Origin of the sequence: Mesorhizobium sp. M2A.F.Ca.ET.042.01.1.1, from assembly GCF_003997405.1 — a bacterium.
Classification (GTDB): domain Bacteria; phylum Pseudomonadota; class Alphaproteobacteria; order Rhizobiales; family Rhizobiaceae; genus Mesorhizobium.
This window is the reverse complement of record NZ_RZRX01000329.1, coordinates 1-5,672: the sequence shown is the minus strand read 5'-3', so window position 1 is coordinate 5,672 and position 5,672 is coordinate 1. Positions and strand designations below refer to the sequence as shown.

At 63.0% G+C, this 5,672-nt stretch carries 6 protein-coding genes and 2 pseudogenes; 3 read left to right on the top strand and 5 right to left on the bottom strand.

From position 1 onward, the window contains the following. From EOA23_RS30850 to EOA23_RS30830, 5 genes and pseudogenes are all read right to left on the bottom strand, one after another. Positions 1 to 829 (bottom strand): annotated as a pseudogene (locus EOA23_RS30850) (relaxase/mobilization nuclease domain-containing protein); the annotation flags it as partial. A 178-nt stretch (positions 830 to 1,007) separates the two neighbouring features. After that, positions 1,008 to 1,691: a lytic transglycosylase domain-containing protein gene (locus EOA23_RS30845; protein WP_024505647.1), complete on the bottom strand. Its 684-nt coding sequence runs from the start codon at positions 1,689 to 1,691 to the stop codon at positions 1,008 to 1,010. After that, a complete protein-coding gene (locus tag EOA23_RS30840) occupies positions 1,679 to 2,227 on the bottom strand; it encodes a S26 family signal peptidase (RefSeq protein ID WP_024505646.1) in 549 nt (182 codons plus the stop codon). Before EOA23_RS30840 ends, EOA23_RS30845 begins: the two co-directional genes overlap by 13 nt. Next, positions 2,224 to 2,493: a helix-turn-helix domain-containing protein gene (locus EOA23_RS30835; RefSeq protein WP_024505645.1), complete on the bottom strand. Its 270-nt coding sequence runs from the start codon at positions 2,491 to 2,493 to the stop codon at positions 2,224 to 2,226. Before EOA23_RS30835 ends, EOA23_RS30840 begins: the two co-directional genes overlap by 4 nt. Positions 2,494 to 2,674: 181 nt before the next feature. After that, complete coding sequence (locus EOA23_RS30830) at positions 2,675 to 2,998, bottom strand: DUF736 domain-containing protein (RefSeq protein ID WP_024505644.1); 324 nt, start codon at positions 2,996 to 2,998, stop codon at positions 2,675 to 2,677. A 1,010-nt stretch (positions 2,999 to 4,008) separates the two neighbouring features. On the opposite strand from EOA23_RS30830, the gene EOA23_RS30825 reads away from it, so the two are divergent. From EOA23_RS30825 to groEL, 3 genes and pseudogenes are all read left to right on the top strand, one after another. Continuing rightward, on the top strand, positions 4,009 to 4,356 hold the full coding sequence (locus EOA23_RS30825) for a hypothetical protein (protein WP_063169239.1): 348 nt from the start codon (positions 4,009 to 4,011) through the stop codon (positions 4,354 to 4,356). 62 nt (positions 4,357 to 4,418) lie between these two features. Then, a pseudogene (gene groES / locus EOA23_RS30820) lies at positions 4,419 to 4,712 on the top strand (co-chaperone GroES); the annotation flags it as partial. A gap of 65 nt (positions 4,713 to 4,777) precedes the next feature. Continuing rightward, positions 4,778 to 5,672: chaperonin GroEL (gene groEL / locus EOA23_RS30815; RefSeq protein WP_127306896.1), on the top strand; the 895-nt coding region annotated here is incomplete at its 3' end.

Sequence of the window (5,672 nt, the reverse complement as noted above, 5' to 3'; positions counted from 1 at the left end):
GCCGTCCCTGGTGCAGCGTCTGGCGAATGGCGTCGGGACCGCCCGGCGAGACCAGGCCGTCATCATCACGCATGCTGAGCAGCCGACGGTCGATGCTGGTGAAGCGTTCCTGCTCCATTTCCCGGCGCAGGCGAAGCTCAATCTCGCGGTCGGTTCGCGGACCGAGATCGAGGCTGACCAGCTCGGCCGCCCGCTCGCGGATGCCAGATGAGATATATTCGCGCGCGATGACCAGGTTCTCGCCACGGTCGTCCCTGCCACGGACGATGATGTGGCTGTGCGGGTGGCCGGTGTTGAAATGATCGACCGCGACCCAGTCGAGCTTCGTGCCGAGGTCTTCCTGCATCTGCGCCATGAGCCGCCGCGTCAGCGCCTTGAGGTCGTCGTACTCGATGCCGTCTTCGGCAGCGACGATGAAGCGGAACTGATGGCGGTCGCCGTCCGCGCGATCGATGAACGCCTTGCCGTCGACGCGGCCGCTGTCGGCGCCGTAGAGCTCGCCAGGTTCACCTTCGCGGGTGACCCCGTCGCGCTGAAGATAGCGTAGATGGGCACGCGCCCCGTCCGCGCCCTTGCCGGCGAGCTTGACGACCCGCGCCTTGACGATCACCCGGCGCTGGCGGAAGGCGGCATACCGGTCGCGCGATTTCAGCAGTGCGGCGGCCGCCCCGCCGCGCCCTGTCCGGCTTCCTGTGAAGCGACCACCGCGTTGCGGCCGGCCGCCAGCCCGGTTGATCGCCGCACGAACCTGGCCGGCATAGCGTTTGCCGGCCTTCGAGCCGCGCGACCCGATTTTGCCGAGCTTCGGCCTGAACTCGTCATCCTTAATGCGAGCCTCCCAGACATATCAAGCAAAATCAGACACTTACACGTCAAACCCTCTTGGCACCGGCGGCAGCCTCCCGGAAAAACGATGTGCAGACAAAGATTTAACCGCCTCCTGGAGGCGGTACCTTTATCTTGCCTTCCGCGCCCAGCCCCGCCAGACGCGCCCCCGTCCGCCATGGCTAACGCACCGGCTCCTTCGGCTGCGCGCCGTCCTTGCCGAGCGGCACGAAGAGATCGCCGTTTCGCACGCCTGAGTGAACACCGTCATGAATGAAGAACAGCGACCGTCCGAGAGGAGCGATTTGCGCCTTTGGAGCGACAGATTGGCTTTCGAACGCCTCGATGTCGGCCGCCGAAACTCCGGCCGCCTTGAGTTGGTCGAGGTACTCGACGGTCTCTTCTGGCAGCGGTTTGCCACGCTTCAAATGCTCGTCGTAGCGCTCGGGACCGGCATTGTAGGCGCCAAACAGGCCAGGAAATCCGAAGCGGTCATACATGGCACTGAGATAGGCCGTGCCGGCCAGGATATTGTCGCGCGGATCGTGGGGGTTAGGCCCAAGGCCGTGTTCGACCCGCATCTCTTCATAGGTGCCGGGCATCACCTGCATGAGGCCCATGGCGCCAGCGGGGGAGGTGATGGGGCGGCCGCCGCGCATTGTCTTGCCGCCGCTTTCGGCAGCCATGACGGCATAGATCCAGGCTTGGGGAATATGGAAGCGCCGGCTTGCTTCCGATACCAACGTCTGCCACTTTCGCAGCTGCGGACTTTGGGAGATGGCGACCGGCTCAGCGCCGGTCGAGGCGGAACAGGCGCATGGCGCAATGGCGATCATGCCCAACAAGAGGAGGGTCACTCGGTCCATAGTGGTACGAGCCTCCCGATGACATTTTGAGTGGGAACAGGCCCGAAATAGCGGCTGTCGAAGGAGCGGTTTTTGTCGCTGCCGAGCAGGAAAACCTCGTTATCCCCGAGCGCTCGGCAGCCGTTCCACCATGGCAAAGGTCGGCCTTCGGCGTCGATTTTGAGCCGGCGCGCGACGATGTCGCCGCCGATGATGATGGCGTCATTGAAGGCGCAGACATTATCGTCCGGCAGCGCTGCAAGACGTTTTGCCAGCGGCACATTGCGAGGCAGATAGCTGCGCTCGGCGGCGAGATACGCCGCGTATTCAGGCGGGCGCACGAGCACGAGATCGCCACGCGCCAGCGCTCCCGCAGCGATGCGGTAAAGGCCGATCGGCGCGCTGGCCGAGGCGTTCCAGACCAGCCAAGGGGCGGGCTTTCCCAGCGCCGTGAAGCCCAAAAGACCGAGACCGGCCGCGGCCAAGGCGACCGTCTTACGGGCTCGAACACGCCTCAGGCGGCTGCCGATCAGATGGATGGAAGGGCGCCGCCTCATGAACGGCCTCCCGTGCCGCCCTGGCCGGAACCGGCCTTGCCATCGCCGGCGATGGAGTGCTGCGGGTGTCCTTTCGACCAATGGTCGAGTTCGTCGATGTGATAGCGGACATAGCGGCCGTGCTTGCGGAATTTCGGGCCGCCGCCCTTGAGCCGCATCTTTTCGAGCGTGCGCTGGGAGAGCCCGATATAGAAGGCGGCTTGGGCTGTGCTGAGAAACGGGCTGCCCTTTTTCGCGCGGGCCGCGCGTTCGTTTTCGTCGTCCATGATGATCCTCGTTTCGCTTCGGACAAGCGAGGGCGAGGATGGGCGAGGGAGATCGTCTCGGGGACGGGCGAAGAGTCGGGGGAGAGTTTTCGCCGCCCTTTAGGGCGGACGGGGTTTGGGTGGAACTCCTGGGAATGAGCCCCGCGCCGGGGCTGCGGCGCGAGGCTCTTATCTCGGCCGGTCAGTCGGCCGGGTTCCAGATGATGGCGTAGGTGTCGTGATCGTCCTGGCCGGCGGCTCGGCCGAGATTGGCGTAGAGCTTGCGCGGTCCGAACTCCGGCGCTGCAATCGACAGGCTCACATAATCCTTGCCGGAAGTCTCGCCGGTGCGGATCCAGCCAGCGCCGACTTCGACCCCTTGCGTAAGCACCCGGAAGTCGGGATGGTTATCGGCGCTCTTGGCCTGGTTGGGGACGATATCGATGTCGGCGCGGACGCTGAGCGTCTTGAACTGGCCCTTGTAGGCGCCGTTTTCCTGCTTGTTGACGTAACCGATCGCGGTCATTTCGAAGTCTCCTTTTGTGGTTTCGCCGGGGACCATCCCCTGCGATGGCGCACCGTAATGGGCGCGTCAGGACCGCCTGAATCCGACAGGGCCGCAGCGACAGTGAAGGACCCGAGCGGGCAGCTTTTTTGTGAGCGAAGCGGCGCGAGGAAGCCGCCGCAGGCGGCGGGGAAAAAAGCTGATGGCGCGAGGGTTTCGGGCGGCCGGACCCGCCCATAGGTCGACAAGCCAGCCGCAGGGATGGTCCTTGGAGAGAGCATGGAGACCGCTCGCCAAGTGCGGTCTGTCAGCCAAGCAGGACGCCGGGATGAAACGGCCTGCAAAGATGCTGCGCCCTTATGCCGGATCGAGATCGTGCCAGCGGGTCGGGCGCCAGAGCAGACATCCGGCATGGTGCGATCTATGAAAGCAGGGCTCGCCAGCGGGAATTTGATACGCGAGGGGGCCAAAGTAAGGCTGGATGAGAAGCCGGTGCTACCTGCAGGTCCAGTGTCATGTGGCGGCGCTCGGGAAACCGCTACGCAATGTAACGCGCTCTTATGAGGCGAACAGACCGGCCCCAAAACCGATCGACCGGTGGTCGGCGCGAAACGCGTCATGCCTGTCCGAAAGCTGACAGTGGCAGAAGACGCATGTCGGGTTCCGCACAATTGACCATGCTGGATTTGTGAGGTTTTCAGGGAGAGCCATGCGTTCACTTCCCAGTGAGCTTTGGCACGGCATTTGCTCTTGATGTGGCAACACGGATCGAAGGTTGACTGCATGCACAAGCGCGAGATGAGCAATGCTCTCCTTTCCTGGAGGCTTGGCAGCAGATTCGATTTGACGTTGCGAGGAGCTTCAGCCGCTCGCGGCGGAAGTGATCTCAAATCTGAAGGCACCGTTGGGGCCGCAGCCATCAAACACATCTTTCTCTTTTTCGCAGCTCGTCTTCAACGCGATGCGGACTTCTTCGCGTCGACGGCGGCCGAAGGTGGAGAAGGGGCTCGACTTGCAAAAAGGAGTTGTCAATGACGTCTTACGTTCGCACCAACAGCCCGGCGCAGGTGCGCTCACTGTCCACCTTTGGCAAGCATCTGCAAAGGAGCGTGCTGACGGCGACGCTGCTTGCCGCGGCTTCGACGGGAAGTGAAGCGCAGCCCTATGTTCGTGCTGACGGCAGCACGACTGACGACTTGGAAGCGGCGCGAGCAAGTTGGCGTCATGACGCCGAATTCAATGGAAATGTGGGGCTCGCAGCCATCAACGCGGATGCCGCGTATGCGTTGGGTTCCACCGGGGAGGGGGCCAGAGCTCCTCGCCTGCCCTCGTCCGTCTTGACGAGTGCCCGCTTACAGCCTACCTCACTATCGCGTTAGCACTCGTCCATCGCGAGTGCTAACAAAAACCCCTCAACAGCGCACCAGGGAAAAATCCGAAAATGGCAAAGTCGAAGTTCCGCCCGCTGCATGACCGCGTGGTCGTTCGCCGGGTCGAATCCGAATCCAAGACCGCTGGCGGGATCATCATCCCCGACACGGCAAAGGAAAAGCCGCAGGAAGGCGAGATCATCGCTGTCGGCTTCGGCGCTCGTGACGAAGCTGGCAAGCTGGTCCCGCTGGACGTCAAGGCCGGCGACCGCATCCTGTTCAGCAAGTGGTCGGGCACGGAAGTCAAGCTCAATGGCGAAGACCTTCTGATCATGAAGGAATCCGACATCATGGGCATCATCGGCTCATATCAGGCCCTTTCGTCAACTGAATTCCCGGGCTCGATTGAAGCCCCTGCCAGGAGCTAAAAATGGCTGCCAAAGACGTAAAATTCTCCCGCGATGCCCGCGAGCGCATGCTGCGCGGTGTCAACATCCTCGCTGACGCGGTGAAGGTCACGCTCGGCCCCAAGGGCCGCAACGTGGTCATCGACAAGTCGTTCGGCGCCCCGCGCATCACCAAGGACGGCGTCACCGTCGCCAAGGAAATCGAGCTTGAGGACAAGTTCGAAAACATGGGCGCGCAGATGGTCCGCGAAGTTGCTTCGAAGACCAACGACATCGCTGGCGACGGCACCACGACCGCGACCGTTCTGGCGCAGTCGATCGTCCAGGAAGGCCACAAGGCCGTTGCCGCCGGCATGAACCCGATGGACCTGAAGCGCGGCATCGACCTCGCGGTAACCGACGTCGTTGCGACCCTGATCAAGAACGCCAAGAAGATCAAGACCTCCGAAGAGGTTGCCCAGGTCGGCACCATCGCCGGCAACGGCGATGCTTCGGTCGGCAAGATGATCGCCGAAGCGATGCAGAAGGTCGGCAACGAAGGCGTCATCACGGTTGAGGAAGCCAAGACCGCCGAGACCGAACTCGAAGTCGTCGAAGGCATGCAGTTCGACCGCGGCTACCTCTCGCCCTACTTCGTCACCAACGCCGACAAGATGGTTGCCGAGCTCGAGGACGTCTACATCCTCCTGCACGAGAAGAAGCTGTCCAACCTCCAGGCCATGCTGCCGGTTCTCGAAGCCGTCGTGCAGACCTCGAAGCCGCTGCTCATCATCTCGGAAGACGTCGAAGGCGAGGCTCTGGCCACGCTGGTCGTCAACAAGCTGCGTGGCGGCCTGAAGATCGCCGCCGTCAAGGCGCCGGGCTTCGGTGATCGCCGCAAGGCCATGCTGGAAGACATCGCCATCCTCACCGGTGGCC